The 19,506-nt window shown below is 46.1% G+C and carries 17 protein-coding genes; 13 read left to right on the top strand and 4 right to left on the bottom strand.

Annotated features, from left to right (window positions below; translation table 11 throughout):
- The first annotated feature begins 17 nt into the window (after positions 1-17).
- On the top strand, positions 18-644 hold the full coding sequence (locus tag BM210_RS03790) for a DUF2812 domain-containing protein (RefSeq protein WP_091164511.1): 627 nt from the start codon (positions 18-20) through the stop codon (positions 642-644).
- A gap of 3 nt (positions 645-647) precedes the next feature.
- On the opposite strand, the gene BM210_RS03785 is transcribed toward BM210_RS03790, so the two are convergent.
- Complete coding sequence (locus BM210_RS03785; RefSeq protein WP_143100985.1) at positions 648-1,295, bottom strand: hypothetical protein; 648 nt, start codon at positions 1,293-1,295, stop codon at positions 648-650.
- A gap of 116 nt (positions 1,296-1,411) precedes the next feature.
- Here BM210_RS03785 and rpiA point away from each other — a divergent pair, with 116 nt between their 5' ends.
- The 8 genes from rpiA (at position 1,412) to BM210_RS03745 (ending at position 11,612) form a co-directional block, all read left to right on the top strand.
- A complete protein-coding gene (rpiA, locus tag BM210_RS03780; protein WP_091164505.1) occupies positions 1,412-2,080 on the top strand; it encodes a ribose-5-phosphate isomerase RpiA in 669 nt (222 codons plus the stop codon).
- Between the two features lie 131 nt (positions 2,081-2,211).
- Entirely contained in the window at positions 2,212-4,470 is a 2,259-nt protein-coding gene (locus tag BM210_RS03775; RefSeq protein WP_218184888.1) for a helix-turn-helix domain-containing protein, read from the top strand.
- A 179-nt stretch (positions 4,471-4,649) separates the two neighbouring features.
- Positions 4,650-6,200: a class I SAM-dependent methyltransferase gene (locus BM210_RS03770; RefSeq protein ID WP_091164501.1), complete on the top strand. Its 1,551-nt coding sequence runs from the start codon at positions 4,650-4,652 to the stop codon at positions 6,198-6,200.
- 510 nt (positions 6,201-6,710) lie between these two features.
- Positions 6,711-7,604 (top strand): ABC transporter permease, encoded by an 894-nt coding sequence (locus BM210_RS03765; protein ID WP_256223237.1) that lies wholly within the window; start codon positions 6,711-6,713, stop codon positions 7,602-7,604.
- Positions 7,605-7,621: 17 nt separating this feature from the next.
- A complete protein-coding gene (locus BM210_RS03760; protein ID WP_091164498.1) occupies positions 7,622-8,500 on the top strand; it encodes a carbohydrate ABC transporter permease in 879 nt (292 codons plus the stop codon).
- A 68-nt stretch (positions 8,501-8,568) separates the two neighbouring features.
- Entirely contained in the window at positions 8,569-10,098 is a 1,530-nt protein-coding gene (locus BM210_RS03755) for an extracellular solute-binding protein (RefSeq protein ID WP_091164495.1), read from the top strand.
- Positions 10,099-10,178: 80 nt separating this feature from the next.
- Positions 10,179-10,886 (top strand): ThuA domain-containing protein, encoded by a 708-nt coding sequence (locus BM210_RS03750; protein ID WP_177237608.1) that lies wholly within the window; start codon positions 10,179-10,181, stop codon positions 10,884-10,886.
- The gene (locus tag BM210_RS03745) at positions 10,887-11,612 is read left to right on the top strand and encodes an SDR family NAD(P)-dependent oxidoreductase (protein WP_091164491.1); all 726 of its coding nucleotides are present in this window, start codon (positions 10,887-10,889) and stop codon (positions 11,610-11,612) included.
- A 31-nt stretch (positions 11,613-11,643) separates the two neighbouring features.
- Here BM210_RS03745 and BM210_RS03740 read toward each other — a convergent pair whose 3' ends face one another.
- Positions 11,644-12,498, bottom strand: a complete 855-nt coding sequence (locus BM210_RS03740) for an AraC family transcriptional regulator (protein ID WP_091164488.1) — start codon at positions 12,496-12,498, stop codon at positions 11,644-11,646.
- 147 nt (positions 12,499-12,645) lie between these two features.
- Between BM210_RS03740 and BM210_RS03735 the strand changes: the two genes are divergently transcribed.
- Positions 12,646-13,809 (top strand): Gfo/Idh/MocA family protein, encoded by a 1,164-nt coding sequence (locus BM210_RS03735; RefSeq protein ID WP_091164486.1) that lies wholly within the window; start codon positions 12,646-12,648, stop codon positions 13,807-13,809.
- A 76-nt stretch (positions 13,810-13,885) separates the two neighbouring features.
- Here the strand turns inward: BM210_RS03735 and BM210_RS03730 are convergent, their stop codons facing one another.
- Positions 13,886-15,055: an MFS transporter gene (locus tag BM210_RS03730; RefSeq protein ID WP_091164484.1), complete on the bottom strand. Its 1,170-nt coding sequence runs from the start codon at positions 15,053-15,055 to the stop codon at positions 13,886-13,888.
- Between the two features lie 315 nt (positions 15,056-15,370).
- Here BM210_RS03730 and BM210_RS03720 point away from each other — a divergent pair, with 315 nt between their 5' ends.
- Both BM210_RS03720 and BM210_RS03715 read left to right on the top strand, forming a co-directional pair.
- On the top strand, positions 15,371-15,916 hold the full coding sequence (locus tag BM210_RS03720) for a TetR/AcrR family transcriptional regulator (protein ID WP_091164480.1): 546 nt from the start codon (positions 15,371-15,373) through the stop codon (positions 15,914-15,916).
- Between the two features lie 357 nt (positions 15,917-16,273).
- Positions 16,274-17,788: a hypothetical protein gene (locus BM210_RS03715; RefSeq protein WP_091164478.1), complete on the top strand. Its 1,515-nt coding sequence runs from the start codon at positions 16,274-16,276 to the stop codon at positions 17,786-17,788.
- Positions 17,789-18,299: 511 nt separating this feature from the next.
- Here the strand turns inward: BM210_RS03715 and BM210_RS34630 are convergent.
- Positions 18,300-18,473 (bottom strand): hypothetical protein, encoded by a 174-nt coding sequence (locus BM210_RS34630; protein ID WP_177237606.1) that lies wholly within the window; start codon positions 18,471-18,473, stop codon positions 18,300-18,302.
- Between the two features lie 215 nt (positions 18,474-18,688).
- On the opposite strand from BM210_RS34630, the gene BM210_RS03710 reads away from it, so the two are divergent.
- Positions 18,689-19,492 carry an aminoglycoside adenylyltransferase domain-containing protein gene (locus tag BM210_RS03710; RefSeq protein WP_218184887.1) on the top strand — a complete coding sequence of 268 codons (804 nt, stop codon included), beginning with the start codon at positions 18,689-18,691 and terminating at the stop codon, positions 19,490-19,492.
- Positions 19,493-19,506 lie beyond the last annotated feature (14 nt).

Raw genomic sequence — 19,506 nt, 5'->3', positions numbered from 1 at the left:
AAATGGGGGAAACCGACATGAGGATATTCAAGTTTTTCATTAATTTTGACAAGGAAGAGCAATGGCTCAATGAAATGGCAAAGCAGGGCTACATATTCACCAAAAAATCGATCAGGTATGAATTTCAACCTGCCATACCCGATCATGCACCTATAAAAATGGATTACCGCAAATTTAAAAACAAAAGAGATTTTGAAGATTATTGTACGCTTTTTGAAGACAGCGGCTGGAAGCATGTCGTAGGAACAAAAAGCTCGGGAGCTCAATATTTCAAAAAAATTGCTGTTAACGGAAGTGACGATATTTTTTCGGATGTTGATTCCAAAGCCGCTCGATATAAAAGAATATCGGATATATGGATGTCCACTGCGACTACCTTTATTACTCTGTTTGCCGTACTGATTAGTACACACTCCATTGATGTGAAGGCTTTTCTGAATCCGAAATTATTGTATGTTACACCGGGACTATGGGATAAAAGCGGTGAAATCTTTTGGAAGGCTTTTCTTTTTGAAACACCGTTTGCATTTGTCAGAGGATTTATCTGGATGGTCATACCGATAATGATCGCTATTTGCTTTAGTATTGGCTCCAAAGCGAATAAGCTATTTAAGAAAACACAAGAAGATAAGTATAAGGTCTGAAGGCTACAGATGCCGCTGTGAGGTTTCACTCTTAACCGTAATATCAAAGCCCGACATGCTGCCGCTTGAAGGCGTCTCGACATCTTGTGCCCATTTTTTAAAAGGTACCGTTATGGAATTTTTATCATGGGCCGCCATGTGAAAAGTTTGATCTCCTAGCACATCCAACTGCTCTAAAAAAGAATTATTGAGAAAAGGTCCTCTCCGAATGGCAACTGAAAAATCAACATCCCGTCCATGGTTGATAAACGTTAAGGTACAGCTGCCTGTCAGCCATTGCTCTTCTCTTTTGTAAGTGCAGTTGCTGCTGGTTCTGTCGTATTCCAATGTATAAATGCCTTTTGCAAATACAGTTTGATAGCCGATAACAAGGTTGGCTGGCAGCCATACAATCGCGATGATAGCTGCAATTACTATTTTTCGTCTATGCTTGTTTAGGGATGAGCTCAGTAAATACAAGCCAGCAAATGCGATCAGCATTAGCAGAATACCCAAATAGTTGAAACCGTCTCGGCCATTTGACCATACAGGTAAACCTAACGCTGTGAACCATTGTTCCCCTAATGTAGTCACGTCAGGATATTTCCAGGATAAAACCAAAGTGAGTATAATCAATGTCAAAGAGATAATTAAACGGTTGCGTTTGTTCAAGGGATCCATCCTTTCCAAGGCATTTTCCTTATTGTACCATATTGAAATTACCTTTCCAGCCTTACCTGATTTATAATCAAGTAGATCGATCATGCAAATAATAGGGAGTGATAACTGTGAATCCAAAAGAGATTGCCGCTCAGCAAGCCATACAATTCATTGAAGAAGGAATGATCGTTGGGCTCGGCACCGGATCTACTGCCTATTGGGCGATTCAAAAGATCGGGCAGCAAGTCAAAGAAGGTCTGCATATCCGCGCAGTGGCAAGCTCCCAAAGCTCAGAGGATCTAGCCAGACAAGCAGGGATACCGCTAGTCGAATTTTCCAAAATCAATAGTATTGATCTTACGATAGACGGGGCCGATGAGGTTGATGATCAGCTGAATTTAATCAAGGGTGGCGGAGGTGCGCTGCTTCGGGAAAAAATCATCGCATTTCATAGTAAACGTTTTGTTGTCATCGTTGACGAATCGAAGCGGGTTGAGCATCTGGGTAAATTTCCGTTGCCCGTCGAAATTGTGCCGTTTGCCTCCAACCTGACGATCAGCCGTCTCGAAGAAATCAACTGCAAGCCGCAGCTGCGTCTGGATAAAGGCAAAGAATTTATTACAGATAATGGGAATTGGATTGTGGACTGCAAATTTGATAATATTTTGCTGCCGCAGGAGCTGGGAGCTCAAATCCATTCGATACCGGGCGTTGTGGAGCATGGACTATTCGTGCAAATGGCAAGTACGGTCGTGGTTGGCTATAATGATGGGACTACGAAAGTGATGTCCGACTGAGTGGGTGTGCATCCAGGAATCAGGCATTCCTCTGGAGCTGCCTGATTCCTTTCGCTTCGTTAAGATTTGTCCTCAAAAGCGAAAGTATATGATACAATGGGAAGCATTATACTTGCCGTATGGAGGAAGCTATGCCCTCGCGATACTCTTTTTTTATCAAACTCATGACGTTTACCACCTTGATTAGTACGATTCCGCTCCTATTTCTCGGCATCTATTCGTTCTTCCAATCCACATCAACGGTTCAAACTAAAGTTAATGAAGCGAATGTTTTCATCCTGCAGCAGTCGCAAAACCGTGTCGAGCAAATTCTGAAGGTCATTGAGCAAGTGTCCGGGCGATTCGCAGAAACGCCTTTAGTTGTCAATTCTGTATCCAAGCGTATGGAGATTGAAGATTTCCAAGATATTGATCTGCTCGTTAAGGGGCTTCTCGGCGTTCAAACCTATGAGCTCGGAGTGAAGGACATAGAGCTGCATAGTATTCAGAACGAATGGTATATCAAGGAAACCGGCTTTTACTTTGGAATGGACACAACGAAAAAAGCTGTGTCTCTGAATTCCGCCTATAATTCCCGATGGATGCCAGAGCTGAGTTCAACCTTCTCCGGTATCAAGCTGGTAAAGACCATTCCTGCCACGTCTGCCCAGCCCAAGGGCTACTTGTCTGTCCGTGTATCCAATACGGAGCTTGCCAAGCTGCTCACGCAAGGCTTTTCAACGCGGGAATCGATGATTCTGGATGATAAGATGAATATTATTATACATAGCGATGTGAAAAGAATCGGCCAAAGCGTGGCATCCGAGCCGTGGTCGCAAGAGCTGAAAAACGCCGAAAATACACAGGGCTCTATTAACAGCACCTCGCATGGAAACTCATACAGTGTTATCTATAACCAATCCCGCTACAATAGCTGGACTTATGTATCGATCATTCCTTTGGAGGAGGCCAAGAAGGAATCCGCATCGATCGGTTGGGCTACGCTGACGGCCTGTGTGCTGCTGCTGCTTTTTACTGGGCTGCTGTCGTATTGGGGTTCCAGACGGATGTATTTTCCGGTACGCAGCCTAATGGAATTTACAATGCGCCATAGCAAGCCGTCCAGTGGAGGCGCTGCAGTTAAGGACGAATTGCAATGGATTGGTACGCAATTTGCCTCCCTGCATCAGTCGAATGAACAGCTGGAGGGGCAAATGAAGATCCAATCCGGACAGCTTATCGATTATTTTATGCTGAAGATGTTTCAGGGCGAGTTGTACCGGAGTGAGCTGGAGGACAAAGCAGCGAAGTTCCAGCTCCCCGTCTGGCGCCGTTATGGCGTATTGGTGCTGCAAATCGATACGTTGGCGCAAACACGCTACAATGTGAATGAACAGGATCTGCTCTTGTTTGCGATTAATAATATGGCGTCCGAGCTGATTCCGCCCCCGCAGCGCATTCATGCCATGCCCATCGGCAATTATCAAGTGACACTTGTCGGAAGTGATGCCGACAGTCAGAGCGAGCTGTTAAGTGAGCTGGGCAGCCTGGCCGAGTCGATACAACGGGCAACTGCTGAATATTTGGAGCTGAAAGTCAGTATCGGGATCAGCAGGCCGTATGAACAGCTTTACACAACGCCGCAAGCGTTTCTGGAAGCGAAAGAGGCTCTTCAATACCGGATTCGTCTGGGTGAAAAGGCGATCCTGTATTTGGATGATCTGAAGCCGCAGCAGGAGTCACGTCATTATTATCCGCATCATTTGGTATCCGAGCTCACACAAGCGATCTCTTTTCTCGATAAGGACAAGGCCGGAGAACTGCTTGAGCAGTTCATTCAGGATGTACTTCGCGTCGAAACCGATCCTCAGCTGTATCGGATGTCATTCGCGATGCTGCTGACAGATCTAGCCCGTATACTCTATGATATGGGAGATACCGGAGAGCTGTTCTCCCAAGATCACCGTAATGAGTATGAGCAGCTGTTCAGCCTGAGGACGCCGCAGGAAATTGAAGCCTGGTTCAAGAAACAAATTATTTATCCCATGATGGAGCTGACCCGCAAGCGGCATGAATCGTCAGGCAAAAGCATATCCCGTTCCGTGATGGATCTGGTTCATGAGCATTATGACAGTGACCTGACACTTGAGCAGTGCGCGCATCGTCTGAACTATAGCACGCACTATATTCGCCGGATGTTCCGCAAGGAAACCGGAATGAACTACAGCGACTATTTGGCTGGGTATCGACATGACATGGCCAAGAGCTGGCTGAGCGGAACGGACATGAAAATCACGGAAGTGGCTGAGCGGCTGCAGTATACAAATGCGCAAAATTTTATCCGGCAGTTCCGTAAGCTGGAGGGAATGACACCGGGGCAGTATCGCGAGCAGAAAATGAGTGAGCTGTAGGGACGAGCCGAAGTGGTACGTAATATTGACATCGTATAGACACGGATGTATTTTTGTCGAATAAGCTCCGATTAGGAGCTTTTCTTTTGTCCATCGGGGTCCGCGTATGATTGAGCAGAGTCTCCTTATATAGATCCTTTTGTTGTATTGAATCCATTAAGTAAAGTAGGTAATCAAGCATGATTCACAACGATCCGTCAATATACCGTTTCAGCGAAGCACCTATTTGGGAGCTGCAGCGATCCTATTATGAACAACAAGGCATTCGTGCTTGGCAGAGCGAAGAGGTTCCACAGTACATTACGAGCAATACGGTTATTGCCAATGCTTATGCCGAAATCATATTTGGGTTTCTTCAGGATAGAGCTAGGTTAGGCCACATATCTGCACCCGTTACGATTCTGGAGCTTGGAGCGGGCTCGGGCAGATTAGCGTTTCAGGTTCTTAAGGAGCTATGCGAGCTTATAGACTATGCGGGCCTCACGCTTCCTCCTTTTCGCTATGTGATGAGTGACTTGGCAATCCGTAATATTTCTTATTGGCAGCAGCATGAGTGTTTACTTCCCTTTGTCGAGCAGGGAGTATTGGATTTCGCGCAGTTTGATGCCGTGTTGGGTACAGAGCTGTACTTGACGCAATCTGGCCTGCGCATAAGAACGGCTGATTTGGAACAGCCGCTGCTTATCATTGCTAATTACTTTTTTGACAGCATCCCGCAAGAGCTGCTGTATGTGGATGAGGCACGAATATTTGAATGCGACGTTTCACTGCATTTTCCGGATAAAGCTGCCCATATGGCCCCGTCCGATCTGCTGGTGACCATCATCCCTGAGTACCATTATCGCAGAGCGGCTGAATACGAGCAGGAATCGTATCCTTACCACAGTCTTATCGAGCTGTACGCGCATAAGCTAGAGGATTCGCATGTTCTTCTTCCAGCTGTTGGAATCGCATGCTTGGAACGGCTTGGACAATTGTCGCAGGAAGGCTTTTGTCTGCTTACCGCGGATAAGGGTGACCATCGGTTAAATAGCTGGGAATTTGCAGAAGCCCCCAAGCTTATTCATCACGGGAGCTTTTCATTGGAGGCCAACTACCATGCGATTCAATATATTTTTGAGCAAAAGGGAGCCTTGACCCTGTTCACCAAGCATCAATATAAAAACTTGAATGTAGGCTGCATTCTTATGCTTCAAGAACCGTTCAACTATGCCCATACCCGTTTGGCTTATCGGCGGTTTGTAGATCGCTTTTGGCCGGGTGATTTTTTTTATCTCAAAGCATGGTTTGAGGAGCAGACGGATGTAATAGAGCTGTCGCAGCTGCATGCCTTTTGGAGATTGGGTGGCTACGATGCTCAGCTGTTTCTTCATAGCGCTGAGCGCATCACGGAGCTGCTGCCCACTAGCAGTGAGCAAGAAATGAATGATATTTGCATGGGGCTGCATGCGATGTGGAGGAGCTACTACCCCATAGAGGAAAAGTCGGATTTAGCTTTGGCTTGCGGCATGCTGCTGGTTCAAATGGATTTGTTCGAAGATGCGTTGATCTTCTTTGAACGGTCGCGTCATATTGATGAAGCAGATTCCCATGTACTTTATACGATGGCGATCTGCTGTTATGAGACTGGTAAAGAAGCTGCTGCTAGAAACTATGCCCATAGAGCTGCTGCTTTGGAGCCTAATCATGAAGGGGCTTTGGCACTCTTGGATCTTTTGAAGCTGGATTAACAGCTGCAGAAAGCAATGGATAAAGCTGACTACCCCTGCATAAGTAACTTCCAACGAAGAGTTACACCATCAGCGTCTGTTGGCTGATTACGTTACCATTTTCTAACAGCGTATCGTAAATAGGAACTACGCTTGGGTATCCAAAAGGCTGTCAAGGACAAATGTCCCTGACAGCTTTTTGGTTTGGTGCAAAGCGAAGTTAGATTTAAGGAATCGATCTGAAGCAACGAGCTAATCCTATTTACCATAAATAGGGTTTAGGCAAGTAGGCTAAAGCTGGTAAGACAAATGTGCTTTCAATGATTACGGATCAGGGACGCTAGTGATTATAATGGCTGCTAAACCCTTGATATCTCTGGATAAAATCAATTGGAGCGCTGTTGATTATTGAGGGCAATTCGAGGTCCTTGGTATGCTGACGCTATCAACAGGAATGAAGGAGGACGATGATTGGTGGAACTGACTTCCGTACCGGCTCAAACGGCCAACAGGAGCAAGGCCCGCCGAAGGATGCAGCGTCTGATGAAAAACAGGTGGCTGTATCTGATGGCACTTCCGGGTATGCTCTTCTTTATTATTTTTCGATATTTTCCGATGTGGGGGCTGCTTATTGCCTTTCAGGACTATCAGCCGGCTCTCGGCATGATGAATAGCAAGTGGGTAGGATTGAAGCATTTTGAACGTTTTTTCTTTGATGCTTCCTTCGGTATGCTGTTCCAGAACACGCTGATATTGGCTATTTACAATTTAGTGTTCTTTTTTCCACTGCCGATTATATTGGCTTTATTGTTGAATGAGATTCGCAAGGAAGCTTTCAAGCGAACGATTCAAACGATTGTGTACATTCCGCATTTTGTATCGTGGGTCGTTGTTGTCGGGATTTCCTATATCTTCTTCACAACCGAAGGTGGAATTGTCAATGATATGCTGGCATCCATGGGAATACCCAAAATTGACTTTTTGATTTCCAGCGAGTGGTTCCGAACGATGATCGTATCGCAGGTCGTATGGAAGGAAACTGGCTGGGGAACGATTATTTTCCTGGCAGCATTGGCAGGAGTTGACCCTCAGCTGTATGAGGCGGCAACGATTGACGGAGCAGGACGCTTCAGGCGGCTCTGGCATATCACGCTTCCAGCGATTCGCGGTGTTATTGTTATTCTGTTCATTCTAAGACTGGGATCCTTTCTGGATACCGGATTTGAACAAATTTTCCTGATGCTGAATTCCATGAACCGCGAGGTCGGGGAAGTATTCGATACGTATGTCTACAATGTCGGTATCCAGCAGGGACAATTCAGCTACAGCACAACAGTGGGTTTGTTCAAATCGTTGATCGGACTGGTGCTTGTAGTGGGCGCGAACCGTATGGCTAAAAAATTCGGTGAAAGCGGCCTGTATTAAGAAAGGGATGGTGCAGGATGGTTAATAAAGGCTTGGGCAGCCGTATCTTTGACGGCTTTAATTATACTTTTTTACTCGTATTCGCTTTAATCACGATAATCCCGTTTATTTACATCGTGTCGGTGTCCTTTGCAGAACCGGAAGAGGTGCTCCGTCGTGGCTTTATACTTTTTCCGACGACCTTCTCACTTGAGGGATACCGTTATATATTCTCGACAGATACGATCGTTCACAGTCTGTTGGTGACCATAGGCATTACCGTGGCGGGCACGTTGATCAATCTGATTTTTACCTCGCTGCTGGCTTATCCGTTATCCAGACAAGATTTTGACGGAAGAAAGCTGTGCATGATCCTGATTGTGTTCACGATGCTGTTTAATGGCGGCATCTTGCCGACCTTTATCGTCGTGAAAGCAATGGGATTGCTGAACACCTACTGGGCCTTGCTCATTCCGAATGCGATCAGCGCTTTTAATCTGATCGTGGTCGTCAGTTTCTTTCGGCAGCTGCCGGAAGGACTGGAGGAAGCGGCCAAAATTGACGGCTGCAGTGATCCGGGCATATTGGTGCGCATCGTTCTTCCTTTATCTGCGCCCGTGCTGGCAACCTTCGCTTTATTTTATGCGGTAGGCCATTGGAACACCTTTTTCAGTGCCATTCTGTACATTAACGATTCGAAAATGTGGCCGATTCAGGTATGGCTGCGGCAAATTGTTATCCTGTCTCAAGGCGGGATTGGCGACTCGACCCAGTTTGATCAGAACTTTGTGGCGCTGCCGCCGCAAATTATCAAGATGGCGGTTATCGTCATCTCAACCGTACCGATTTTGCTCGTATACCCTTTTTTACAGAAGCATTTTGCCAAAGGGGTACTGCTTGGTTCCGTAAAAGGTTGAAACGCGTTCGGACGATTGATGTTCGGGATACGTTCACATACAATTAGATTAGGGGAGGCAAATTCACAATGAACAGACGTAACGGTATAAAAAAAGCAGGCATCGCCACTATGGGAATCATGGTAGGTGCTGCGGCATTGCTAGCGGGCTGCGGCAGCGGCCAGACTCCTGCGGCGGGTACCGCTGGCAGCAGTGCGCCAACAGAAAATAAGGGGCCGTTGAAGCTCAGCATCATGACGCTTATGTATTCCGAGCCACCCAAAGCAGATAGCGAAGCGCAAAAGAGGATCGAGGAATACACCAATACCAAGCTTGATATTTCCTGGGTACCCAATTCCTCTTATAAAGAAAAGGTCAATGTCACGATTGCTTCCGGTGAGCTGCCGAAGGCCCTGCTTGTACAAAATAATAAGGATTCCAACATCCTGGCCGCCGTTCGTTCCGGCGTGTTCTGGGAAGTTGGCCCGTACTTGAAGGATTATCCGAACCTATCCAAAATGAATAAGTCCGTATTCGATAATATCAGTGTGGACGGCAAAATATATGGAGTGTTCCGCGCTCGTGACCTGGCACCTAACGGTATTATTTTCCGTAGTGACTGGTTGAAAAATGTCGGCTTGAGCGAGCCGAAAACGATCGACGAATTGTATAACGTGCTGAAAGCCTTTACACTGAACGATCCGGACAAAAATGGAAAAGCGGATACCGTAGGGCTGACCGATGAAAAAACGATGGATGGCTTCGGGGTCGTCGCTTCGTATATGGGCGCACCGAACGGATGGGAAGCAAAGGACGGCAAGCTGAGCCCGGATTTCATGTCGCCTGCTTATTTTGAAGCGATGAAATTTTATAAAAAGCTGTACGATGAGAAGCTGATCAAGCAGGATTTCCCTGTGCTGAACAATCAGCAAAAGAAGGATGATATGAACCAGGGCAAATCGGGAGCAGTTATCTCTAGCATGCTGGATGCGCCGAACTATCAAGCATCCTTGACCAAATCCTTCCCTGGGGCCGACGTGGATGTGGTTAGCCGCATTAAAGGACCTGCTGGGGAAAGATCACCAGGCGGGCAAGGTTATAACAGCGTGTTTATGTTCCCTAAATCCAGTGTGAAATCGGAGGCTGAGCTGAAGCAGATTCTGGGATTCTTTGATAAGCTGTCCGATCAGAAGATGCTGGATCTACTCGGATGGGGCATCGAGGGAAGACATTATAAGATGGAGGACAATAAACCAGCCTTCATCGATCAAAAGCTGTTCGATACAGAGATCGGCTCCAGCTTGCTTCAATTGCAGGTAGCGAAATATTCCGCGAAAACAACAGGTAAAGAAACACCGCTCATGGAGAAATATGGTAAGATGATTATTGAGAATGAGTCGATTGCCGTTAATAATCCGACCAATCCACTTGTATCCGATACACAGACGACCAAGGGCAATGAATTAAAGCCGATCATTGATGACGCCCGTACCAAATTCGTGCTGGGCAAGCTGGATGAGGCAGGCTGGAAGCAAGCGATTGAGCAGTGGAAAAAAGCAGGCGGCGATAAGGTTATTGAGGAGTACAGCGCGCAATATGCAAAAATAGGAAAAAAATAGACATTCACAGAGAGGGGCAGCTATGCCTCTCTTGAGTTTACATTCAGATCCATCATGCTTAGATGCGAGGAGAGAGAACTATGACAAGTAAGCTCATCAACGTACTGCTGATTTCAGGAAATGACCATCACAAATGGCACAACTGGGAGGAAACAACACCGCTCATCCAGGAAGCGCTGGAGGAACACAGCGGAATTCAAGTAACGATTTCTTATGATATTGAAAGCCTGGCGGATGAAAGCTTGCTTAATTATGATGCGATTGCTTTCAATTACTGCAATTGGCAGGACCCAACCGAGCTGAGCGAGCAGGCCAAGGCGAATGTAATTGAGTTCGGTGAAAAGGGCGGCGGGTTTGTGATTCTGCACTTTGCTAACGGCGCGTTTCATTTCTCCCTGCCGGAGGCGGGGCAGTCGGAATGGCCGGAATACCACAGTATCGTGCCTCGAGCTTGGAATCATCATGGAAAAAGCCGGCATGACAAGTATGGCGAATTTGAAGTGTTTATGACGGACGATACGCACCCCATTACAGAGGGTATCGCATCTTTTATCATTTCAGATGAATTATATTTTGACCAAGAGGGTGATGTGGATATCCATCCCTTGTATGCAGCACAATCGAAGATTACAGGTAAGGAAGAACCGCTTGCTTGGGTAAGCCAATATCGAAACTCAAGAGTATATCAAACCTTGCTGGGCCATGATCGGAACGCTTATCTCGTACCCGAGGTGCGGGAAATGCTGAGGCGATCTGTGGTCTGGGTAACTGATAAGGAGAGACCATAAATGGCGAATAACAAGACGGTTTGCATATCGGGTACCGACAGAGGAATTGGACTGGCATTGACCCAACAGTTACTTGCTGCGGGCCATACGGTATTTGCGGGCGGTATCGTGCCTGACAATGAAGGGTTGAAGCAGCTTACAGAACAGTTTCCAGAGCAGCTGCACGTAATCACACTAGATGTGGGCAGCGACAAGAGCGTAAGGGAAGCCGCTGCATTCATTGAGAGTAAGACAGACAAGCTCGACCTTCTGATCAATAATGCAGCGATACTTGGCGATACACTGGCTACGGTGGAGGACACAATAGACTTTGATGAAATCCAGCGTGTGTACAATATTACGGCAGTCGGCGCAATCCGCTTGTCGAATGCCTTAATCGGCACGATCATGAACGGCGGCAAGCTGATCGTCAATATTTCCTCGGAGGCAGGCAGCATCGGGAACAATCAACGTGAAGCCTGGTTCGGATACTGCATGGCAAAGACAGCGTTAAACATGGGCTCCTCCCTTATTCACAATACCATTCGCAAGCAGGGTGGACGTGTACTTCTGCTGCATCCAGGCTGGGTGAAAACCTTCATGCATGGAGCCTGGAGCGATAAAGGGAAGTATACGCCGGAGGAAGCAGCCGTACATATCTGGAACCGGATCGAAGCGCTGAAGGATCACCAGCGTGATCAGCCGATTTATGTTGAAGCGGATACCGGTGAAGAATTGCCTTGGTAGGCCGCATCCGTTTGCGATATATCCTGAAGAGTCAGGTTCTTTTGTGAATATGCAGCCGATATTGATGCGGTGTGCTTCCCATTGTTTGGCGAAATACACGGCAGAAGTAAGAAGGGTTGGGAATTCCGACTCGAGCACCGATCTCAGGAACGGTTAATGACGAAGTGATCAGATGCACACAAGCGTGCCTTATTCTCGTTGCCTGCGTGTAAGCCACTATAGTCGCTCCGGTAGCCTGCTTGAACAAATGGGCGATATGGTAAGGGGACAAATGCAGCTCTTTAGCCAGCTGTTCCAAGTTGAAAGCCTCTTGATAGTGCTCCTCGATCCACTGCATAACCTCTTCGGCCCGATGATGATGCCTTCTCGCAGGAATGGAGGGATCGTCATCAGGCTTGTGCCATAATGTCTTTAATTGACGAAGGAAGCCAAGCAGGAAGAAATGGAATTCTTCCTTGATTTCGTGTTCGTTCAATTTGGAACGTGTCTCATTAAATGTTCCTAAATGTGTGATAATCGGCTCGGATTCCCGAATGCTATGGATGGGTTTACCGCTCGCTTGCTTCTGCAAATCGAGAAAAAAACGTTCAATGACAGGAAAGCTGGCCCAATAAGGCTTCAGCAATGCAGGATCGAACATCATGACGGTTCTGATAAATGGTGAATCGGATGTGACATGCATTTGAACGCGGTGCAGCTGAAAAGGCTGGAATATCATTAAGGTGCTGGGCTCGATGGAATAGGTTTTGCCCTCGATAATTAAATTGCCGCTCCCTCTATGTACATAGGTGAATTCCATTTGGGGGTGGGCATGAAACACTTCTCTAAATTGCAGCTCTGACGTTCGCCGATAGTCAAATTGGAACGGATCGGAGACGATGCTCATCCTCTGAATTCACCACGCTTTGCAATAATAATGAAATCGCTTTAATAATAGCAAGATATGAACATTTTATCACAACATCGCTGCATAAAATAAGCCCCTCTTCGATTATGATGAAGATATGAAAAATTAATCTGGAGGGATTCAGCTATGTTGAAGGTAGCCATTATCGGAGCGGGAGCGATCAGCCCGTCTCATATCAAAGCTTATTTGGAATTTTCGGAGCGCTGTGAAATTGTTGCCATTTGCGATATTTATGTGGACAAGGCACAGTCGCGTATTGATCAATTCCAACTGACCAACGCAAAAGCTGTTTCCGATTATAAAGAGCTGTTGGGGCAGGACATTGACCTCATATCCGTGTGCACACCTCCTTACACCCACGCGCCGATTGCTGTAGATTTTTTGCAGGCAGGCAAGCACGTACTGGTTGAAAAGCCGATGGCATCCTCGCTGCAGGAATGCGATGAAATGAATGAAGCCGCCCGTAAGAGTGGTAAAATCTTTTCGGTAGTCGCTCAAAATCGCTTTAAAACGCCAATGATGAAGTTGAAATCGGTTCTGGATAGCGGACTGATGGGCCCGATTGTCCATGCTCAGGTCGATTCCTTCTGGTGGCGCGGACACTGCTATTACGATCTGTGGTGGCGGGGCACTTGGGAGAAGGAAGGCGGAGGCTGCACACTCAATCATGCTGTGCATCATATCGATGCATTTCTGTGGATGATGGGTCGTCCGAGCGAGCTTCAGGCATTCATGAGCAATACTTCGCATGACAATGCCGAGGTTGAGGATTTGTCCATTGCTATGCTGCGCTTTCCATCCGGTGCATTAGCCCAAATCACAAGCTCGGTCGTCCATCATGGCGAAGAGCAGCAGCTTATTTTCCAAGGCAAGCAGGCGCGTGTCTCGGCACCATGGAAGCTGAAAGCTTCGAGCTCGAAAGCCAATGGTTTCCCTGAGCCGAATGTTCAGCTGGAGCAGGAAATTACCAAGCTGTATGAGGAACTGCCGGAGGTTGCGTACGAAGGCCATATGGGCCAAATAGATAATGTGCTGCAAGCGATCGAAACCGGTGCTCCATTGCTCATCGATGGGATTAGCGGCCGCAGTACGCTTGAGCTGATTCTTGGGATTTACAAATCTGCAAGCACAGGGGAAAAGGTTACCTTCCCTATTAGCGCGGACGATCCTTTCTATACACGTGAAGGGATTCAAGCGAATGCCACTCACTTCTACGAGAAGAAAGCATCGGTTGAGAACTTTCAGGATCAGGCGATTACAACAGGAAGCAGCTTGAAGGCAGGGCGTTAAATGATAAAGCAGCAGGCAAGGGCTTTCCTTGTCCTGCTGCTTTTATTGTTGTTTATTAGACTATAATTTGATAAATTCATTCGAAGGGAACAGAATCGGCATTCAGAGACTGTTTGTTTTTCAACAAACGTTTTACAAAAAAAGTGAAAAGTATCAAGGAAAACGCAACGGACAAGGCGCTGACCGCGAACAATACATGGTAGCTTGTGTACTGGGAGACCCAGCCGAGCATGATCGCACCTAGCCCAATGCCAAGGTCATTAGCAGTCGATATAGAGGCGATGGCGACCCCTTTACGGTCCGAACGGGCGAGACGTATCGTTGCCGCTTGAAGAGCTGGCTGCGCGGAACCGAAGCCGATGCCAAATAGCACCGCTGATACTAGAACGCCAATCAAACCGGTGGAGAGGCTCAAGACAATTAATGCACAAATCGTAATTATAAGTGCTGGTACAATAACAAATATCTCGCCGTACCGATCGGAAAGTTTGCCCGAAATGGGACGGCTCAATGCAAGCGTTGCTGCAAAAGCCAGAAAGAAAGCTCCGGAATTGATCTGGATCGAGTCAGCGAACAGCGGAACAAAGGTGGTAATGCCGCCATAAGCGATAAATAGAAAAAAGACCGATACCGCAATGGGCAAGACCGATTTTTCGAACAATTCGATTTTTCTTGCGCCCTTATGCGGCTGGAAAGGCATTTTTGCACCAAACGTCAGGAGCAGCGCTGCTGCAGAAAGGACGACGCCGAATAAAAACAAGGCGCTGTACGATAGGTTCTGTGTAACCCAGATGCCGAACATCGGGCCGATTGCCATAGCCAGGGTCATGGACGTGCTAAACCACCCCATTCCCTCGCCGCGGCGGGTGGACGGGATCATATCTGTAATCGCCGTGGTCGTGGCGGTTGTGGAAACGGCCCAACTCATCCCGTGCAAGATTCTGAGCCCCATCAAAACGACAATTCCCCCTACCCATTCATACATATACATCGCCAAGGTGAAAAGAAGCAGCCCCCAGACGATAAACGGACGCCTGCCGAACCTTTCTAATAGCCCACCGACGAGCGGTCGGAAAATAACGGCGGACAGCATAAACGCGCCCATCGCCAGACCGACCTGCGATTCGTTGCCACCCATCTGTTTGATGTAAGGCGGCAAGGTCGGATACAGCATATAAAATGCGTTAAATAGGAATAGATTTCCTATAGTCATGAGAGTAAACTGCTTCGTCCATAAACGTTCCACTGTTCATCCTCCTTGAGAGCAGGCTGCTCCAATGCTTTTTAAGGATTGGACGCCTGCGTTCCTCATCAAGTACCCACTTATGATTCCATCCCTCTGCTTCACCACAACCCATACAGTCAAGACAAATACGGGATACTTCCAATCCGGTATTTTCAAACATTGAACTTATAATAATCATTGATACATTAATGAACTTACGTCTATAATTATAAACAGAAACAGAACATCTGCAATTGTTAAATGAGCTTGATTTGTTAAGTAATGAACAGCTACTTGATAATTGTTAATTATTTAAGAAAGATTGGTGACCGTCAGTTGGCTAAAGTGGATCGAAGAATACTTAAAACGAAGGAAGCGTTAAAAAAAGCTGTTATTGAACTGATGTCAGAGAAAAATTTTGATGACATTACGATACAGGATCTTTCTGACAGGGCGAATGTGAGCCGCGGGACCATCTATCTTCATTATTTAGATAAATTTGATCTGCTGGATAATCTCATTGGAGAACATATAGACGTTCTAAGGGAAATGTGCAGAGCGGCTTCTGAGTTGGATTTTACCGAATCGACTCTGATCTGGACCGAATACTTTGAACGTAATTATTCATTCTTTTCAATGATGTTAGCGAGTAAAGGTGCTCCTTATTTTCGTGGTCGGTTTCTTGACTTGCTTATCGAAGAATTGTCCAACGAGGCCGATGTAACCAATGGAAAGAACGAGGGGTTAAATGAAGATCTGCTAGTTAGGTTTGTCGCATCTGCTTTCGTAGGCGTTGTGGAATGGTGGTTTACTAATGAAAAGCCTGTTCCCCATCACGTCTTGGCAAAGCAACTGGGGGCATTGCTAGAAAGAAATATATAATCGGTCTCTGACGATAGCTCAAGCTCCATATAAGAGGCGCTGCGAAAGCAGGCCCCTCTTCCAATCGCTGTTGCAGCCAGATTCTTTGTATTCTTAGTCCCATAGGGGTAAGAACCCGTGTGCAAAGGCGAACACTTTGTTTCTCCAAAGGGTTCCGCTTTCTCCTCTCAGGCTGTGTGCTTCTTTGGTTCATCTTATATAGTTAAGAAACTTATAGCTTTAGAGCGCTTGTTATTCATGCGATGACCATATAATAAAAATGGGACTTTTTCTAACTCCCAGCTGTATCTTTTAGTGAGGCAACTTTTGCAAGCATTCTACGTCTAAAAAGTAAAATACAAAAGCAAGGATGTGCTTATGGTGGTTTGTAAAAGTCGTCTAATCTTGGCGTCCTTAATTGTTTTGTTGTTCGCTTGTTTCCCACATATGAGTACGGAGGCCGCAGCAGGATCTCAAAAGAAACTGACATTGCCCTCTTTTTCCATTCAAATCAACGGGCAGCCTGTCGATAATGCACATTTAAAGTACCCTTTTTTCGTGTATAATGACATCACTTACCTGCCGCTAACCTGGGAGGTTACGCAATCGTTGGGATTGAACCTCGTTTATAGCGAAGGAGGGTTGACCCTTCTTAAGGGCGGTGGACAGCGGAGTGGCGGATGGTTGGGCTGGAAGAAAGAGCGTTTCCCATTGGATACTTCCGGTTCAAATAACCCGAAACAGAACTACACGGCAGCTATGCCGAGCTTTGGGCTGGCGATCAACGATAGCTTAATTGATAACGGACAGGAGCCGTATCCCTTACTTGTTTGGAATGATGTTACCTACATGCCGTTAACGTGGAAATATGCCCATGACTTATTGGATCTCGGACTCCGATGGGATAAGGAGAAGGGCCTTCAGATCATCGGCGGACAGCAACAGGTGCTTGAACGCATTTATTACGACGATGCAGAGTACTTGTACGTATACCCCACACTCGTTACTGAAAAAGGTCAGGGCAGCCTTAAGGTGAAAAAATCGATGGATGAACCGCCTAAGTGGATGACTATTGAAGAAACAGAAGCATTGAATAAGCATATTCAGCAGAAACAAAGCCTGCTTGCGGCCGAAACGGTGACCTTAGTACAGAAAGACAATGGTCTCTATTATGACAACATGAAGCTCCTGCCCAAGGAGGAAATTACGGTCGACTCGAACAGTGCAGGTAACCCCTTCATTAGACAATTAACAGGAGTCTTACACCCATTAGGATCTGAGCGGGCGTTCTTAACCGTGACCAAGGTGACCGCCTATAATTATGGCAACAGCTTAACCACTTATTATTCGTATCTCATCGAAAACGGACAGGCGAAAGAAGTAACTGAATTCCCCCAATCTCCAGACTGTATCATCGCGAATTCGGATGGTAGCTATTGGCTAGCGTCTGACGGTACGAGCATGATGCACGGCCGAATTATCCCCGGCAGCCGGAAGCTGGCGCTTGTTTCGCCCCAAGGAGAACTTAAAGTAGCCAATGCATGGATGGATGGTTACGATATCACGGTACCTGGAGCCGATAATCCAAGTTTTACAAATTTTTTGGATGCCGAAGGGAAGCTTTTGATTTATGTGCATCAAATCAGCTACGATCCGCAGACCACACCAAGCAGGGGGTACTATTTGATCGATAAGAGCTTCCAAATGACGAAGGTAGACTCCTTGGACCAACTCGCTCAGGAAACGCCGTTTTTACCAACCTACCGTTCAGAATGGCCTGTTTATAGGGGAATCGACGGAAAGCTATATCTGATACGGAAAAACAACGATCTCGCTAATTACACTGACAACACCTCTGTTATGTGGTATGACGATCAAATTCTAGCTACTTAATAAATGAAAGCTCATTCGATAATTGCCAAATTTTAGTCGCAATTCATTGAACTAACTGGCTTATCCATAACTATATAAGATGAACTAAACATCATGACAGCAAAAAGGCGCTGCGAAAGCAGACCCTTCTTCCAATCGCTGTTGCAAAGGCGGACACTTCGTTTCTCCAGAAGGGTCCGCTTTCTACGCTCGGGCTGTGTGTTTCTTTTGTTCATCTTTTATAGATGGTATTCCGGGCAGTGGGGGACTTTCATCAAAAAAAGCCTTTGGAATAAAATCCAAAGGCTTTTTGTAGGACTATTTTTTTCAAGACCTTACTCAATATCATGATAATTCAGAAAGAATAGTCTATACTTTTGGTTAGATTGTATTTACTGTTTCTTACAACAGGAGCAGGTGTAACCTTCCTGCACATTAATTGAAGGCTGCATGCTGCCTATAAATAAGCGGATAAAATCTGCTAAAGGTTGCATCTGCCCAGACTTCAACCCTATGGGGATAATCACCTTGGTTATAGCAAACGGTAATCGTCGGTTTTTTCCCCATCCTCCCAGATTTCTACGAAAAGCGCATCGCAATCTTCGAAATCCGATGGCTGTAAAGCCAGCGCTTTTTCCTCATCTGCACCTACATATACATTGTCCATTGACTCTCCATTAAAGGAAAGAATGACGTATATTTTCATTGATATCCATCCTCCAAACGTATGATATTCGACATTATAACACAAAAGCTTAACAACGCCGCACTGCCAGCGCATCAAGCGTCATCGTGGAGGTTTAATTCGTTGCTTACTAAATGCCATGTATTGTAAATTAGACAGAAGGAGAGAATCGCTGAACTAGCAGCAGGATAAAGGCTGACATTATGAAAAAGATGAATGCATGGGGAGTGTTAAGCTTGATATCTCGAATTCCAAACGAGTTACAGCCGCTTTTACAGGATTATGCTGCAGGGATTTGTTCAGCTTTACCTGATGTGATTAGCGGAATTTACCTTCAAGGTTCCATTGCTTTAGATGGCTTTATTCCCGGGAGAAGCGATATTGATTTTATTACCGTAATCAGCAGGCAACTGCTTGAGGAAGAGTTAAGAGAGCTGCATGCGATTCATGAACAGCTCAAAGCGAAGCATAGCTGCTATAGCGTCATGGAAGGTCAATATACGACAAGCGCTCATTTAAGCCATTCGATCCAGACGCCGATGATACAATTTCCTAAATACTTTTACGGTGAATACAAAGGGCTTACGAACGGGAATATTGATTCCACTTCCTTATGGATTTTAAAAAATCACGGAATAACCCTGCACGGAGCCAAGCCTCAGCATTTACTTATCGACGTTGATTGGCCTGACTTGCTTATCGCGATGAAGTATAATTTACATAAGTACTGGACGGAAAAGGCCGGACATTACGAAAGCTTTGTGCAAGATCATTGGGTCGATGATACGGTTCTTACGCTGGGTCGGATTATGTATACGCTTGAGCACAAGCAAATCGTTACGAAGGATCAGGGTGGTCTATTTTTGCTGCAGCTGGTATCCGATGAATGGCACCCATTGATTCAAGAAGCGATTCGGATTCGTAGAGGGGACGGGAGTCCCAGTGTATTTGTGTCCAACAAGGAAAGGGCAATCCAGACGCAAAGCTTCGTCAACTATATGATTCATATTTGTAATGAAACCTATAAGCTGCTTGATTAATTACCATAAATATT

Source organism: Paenibacillus sp. 1_12, from assembly GCF_900114475.1.
GTDB lineage: Bacteria > Bacillota > Bacilli > Paenibacillales > NBRC-103111 > Paenibacillus_S.
This window is presented reverse-complemented; position numbering and strand designations above follow the sequence as displayed.

Coding starts and splice junctions, on each gene's coding strand:
- BM210_RS03745 (WP_091164491.1), top strand. CDS start 10,887: ATGGCGAATAACAAGACGGTTTGCATATCGGGTACCGACAGAGGAATT.
- BM210_RS03790 (WP_091164511.1), top strand. CDS start 18: ATGAGGATATTCAAGTTTTTCATTAATTTTGACAAGGAAGAGCAATGG.
- BM210_RS03735 (WP_091164486.1), top strand. CDS start 12,646: ATGTTGAAGGTAGCCATTATCGGAGCGGGAGCGATCAGCCCGTCTCAT.
- BM210_RS03765 (WP_256223237.1), top strand. CDS start 6,711: ATGCAGCGTCTGATGAAAAACAGGTGGCTGTATCTGATGGCACTTCCG.
- BM210_RS03775 (WP_218184888.1), top strand. CDS start 2,212: ATGCCCTCGCGATACTCTTTTTTTATCAAACTCATGACGTTTACCACC.
- BM210_RS34630 (WP_177237606.1), bottom strand. CDS start 18,473: ATGAAAATATACGTCATTCTTTCCTTTAATGGAGAGTCAATGGACAAT.
- BM210_RS03750 (WP_177237608.1), top strand. CDS start 10,179: ATGACAAGTAAGCTCATCAACGTACTGCTGATTTCAGGAAATGACCAT.
- BM210_RS03740 (WP_091164488.1), bottom strand. CDS start 12,498: ATGAGCATCGTCTCCGATCCGTTCCAATTTGACTATCGGCGAACGTCA.
- BM210_RS03760 (WP_091164498.1), top strand. CDS start 7,622: ATGGTTAATAAAGGCTTGGGCAGCCGTATCTTTGACGGCTTTAATTAT.
- BM210_RS03715 (WP_091164478.1), top strand. CDS start 16,274: ATGGTGGTTTGTAAAAGTCGTCTAATCTTGGCGTCCTTAATTGTTTTG.
- BM210_RS03755 (WP_091164495.1), top strand. CDS start 8,569: ATGAACAGACGTAACGGTATAAAAAAAGCAGGCATCGCCACTATGGGA.
- BM210_RS03770 (WP_091164501.1), top strand. CDS start 4,650: ATGATTCACAACGATCCGTCAATATACCGTTTCAGCGAAGCACCTATT.